Raw genomic sequence first — 1,889 nt, 5'->3', positions numbered from 1 at the left:
GAAGGCGGAAAAAACCGCGATATGGGAGCCTATCTGATAGACGAAATCTCTGTAAGCAGCCCACCACAAAGCTTAAGTGTGACAGGGCGTGCCGCCTCCATGAACACGTCTTATAGAACCCCAAAAAGCCAATCCTATCACCAACAAACCCTTGGCAGTATTGTTCAAGAGATAGCAGAGCGTAATGGCTATACACCAAAGGTTGATCCTTCTCTTGCAAAAATCGTTGTGCGTCACATTGACCAAACAGCTGAAAGCGATATGGCTTTTGCTGCACGCCTTGCAGAAGAATATGATGCGGTAGCAAAGCCCGTTGATGGCAAACTTGTGCTCGCCAAACGGGGTGAAGGCAAAGCCATTACCGGTGAAACACTCCCTATTGTTGTTATTCATGAAAAACATTGCACCTCTTGGGATTTTAAATACAGTGCGCGGGATGAAGCAGGTACAGCCAATGGCTTAGAAACGGATGTGGGAGACGACCAAAAAGCTGCAGCTGATGCACGAGAACCAGAAGAGATTGATGATGATGAAAACTTTATCCATATGGATGACAGTGACAGAGCACCATCATCATCTGAATCGGAAAAAGCAGAAACAACACCTGAGAAAGAAGAAGAAGAAGAAAAAGAGAAAAAAGGCGGTGTTCTCGCAACCTATCATGATATCCGCAGTGGTGAAAAAAAAGAAGTCAAGGTTGGTAACCCGCCGTTTCATGAACTCAAATATACCTACCATAACCAATCAGAGGCTGTTGCAGCCATTGCTGCTTATCGCAATAAATCATCACGCGGTAAGTCTTCTTTCTCATGTGATATCGGTGGTGATCCGTTTGTGCAAGCAGAAGCAAAGCTTGTTCAAGAGCCCCCTTTCCGCCCCTATATTCCAGCAGAATGGCGCATCAAGAGCGTTAAGCACAAACTTGATAAAACGGGTGGTTACACCACAAAAATAGAGTGCGAACTTTTTGATAAAGCGCAAGAAGATGCGGCTGGAAACGTTGCAAACACAACACCAGACAAGGATGATACCCTTGATCCAAACGCCCCACCAAACGCATGTGACGAAGGCGAAGGCGTCATCCATATGGATGAAGAGGATAGATAAACAAAGCTATTTTATGATGATAAAAAGAAATACTATTTCTATTTTACTATTCCTAAAAATACAGCTAAACAGCGTTCAATTTCTACCATTTTATCTGCATGAATGGAGCCGAAAGCTGGACTAACTTTTTCACATCTTACCGTCATAATCTTATCAATCATGACTTGCGAAGGTTTTTGCAAACCATTTTTAGCGGTTGGCTGAATCGTAATGCGGAGTAATGGCGCATCAACAAGTGTGCTAGTAATGGGTAAAACCGTTACACTTGTATGCTCACTGAATTGATTAGCTTGAATGATTAACGCAGGTCTTGGTTTACCAAAATCGCCTTGCATAGCTATTGTGACGAGAGATCCACGCATTATTCTGTCCAGCCATCAACATCCATTAAAGATTGATCCATCAACAACTGCATAGATGTATCTGTTTTATCCATTTTTGCGACTAAGCGACATTGGCGTCGGCACTCTTCTGCAAAGTTCGGTTGGCGAATATCTGGTACCCAAATTTGCATTAAACGCAAACCTGCTTTTCTTTGTGCGTTGCGATGTTTTTGAACGCGTTCATTGACGTGCATTGTAGCCATAACAAAATCTCCATTATGTTTCATGTAACGTATAACACAGAAAAAAGTTACATGAAACGAGATTTTTAATAAAAGGCAATAATTGCAATTTTTAATATTCACTCATCCCCGCCTTGTGTGGGGCTTTTTTTATGGAGAATCATATGCGAAAAATATCATCAGAAGGACTAGCACTTATCAAACAATGGGAAGGTTT

3 protein-coding genes are annotated in these 1,889 nt (G+C 42.1%); 1 reads left to right on the top strand and 2 read right to left on the bottom strand.

The window, feature by feature from the left end:
* Positions 1-1,107: contractile injection system protein, VgrG/Pvc8 family (locus ACFIJR_RS08925; RefSeq protein ID WP_375654055.1), on the top strand; the 1,107-nt coding region annotated here is incomplete at its 5' end.
* Positions 1,108-1,145: 38 nt separating this feature from the next.
* On the opposite strand, the gene ACFIJR_RS08920 is transcribed toward ACFIJR_RS08925, so the two are convergent.
* Positions 1,146-1,469 carry a type II toxin-antitoxin system PemK/MazF family toxin gene (locus tag ACFIJR_RS08920; protein ID WP_273791686.1) on the bottom strand — a complete coding sequence of 108 codons (324 nt, stop codon included), beginning with the start codon at positions 1,467-1,469 and terminating at the stop codon, positions 1,146-1,148.
* On the bottom strand, positions 1,469-1,693 hold the full coding sequence (locus ACFIJR_RS08915) for an antitoxin MazE family protein (RefSeq protein ID WP_273791685.1): 225 nt from the start codon (positions 1,691-1,693) through the stop codon (positions 1,469-1,471). The genes ACFIJR_RS08920 and ACFIJR_RS08915 overlap by 1 nt, the downstream gene beginning before the upstream one ends.
* Between the last annotated feature and the right edge of the window lie 196 nt (positions 1,694-1,889).

The sequence above is a fragment of the Bartonella sp. OD88NMGDW genome, assembly GCF_042193775.1.
GTDB classification, from domain to species: domain Bacteria; phylum Pseudomonadota; class Alphaproteobacteria; order Rhizobiales; family Rhizobiaceae; genus Bartonella; species Bartonella grahamii.
The sequence above is the reverse complement of the archived record's forward strand: the minus strand, read 5'-3'. Positions and strand labels throughout refer to the sequence as shown.

What these genes read in the sequence shown, in the direction of transcription:
- ACFIJR_RS08915 (WP_273791685.1), bottom strand. Translation starts at nt 1,693, where the DNA reads ATGGCTACAATGCACGTCAATGAACGCGTTCAAAAACATCGCAACGCA.
- ACFIJR_RS08920 (WP_273791686.1), bottom strand. Translation starts at nt 1,469, where the DNA reads ATGCGTGGATCTCTCGTCACAATAGCTATGCAAGGCGATTTTGGTAAA.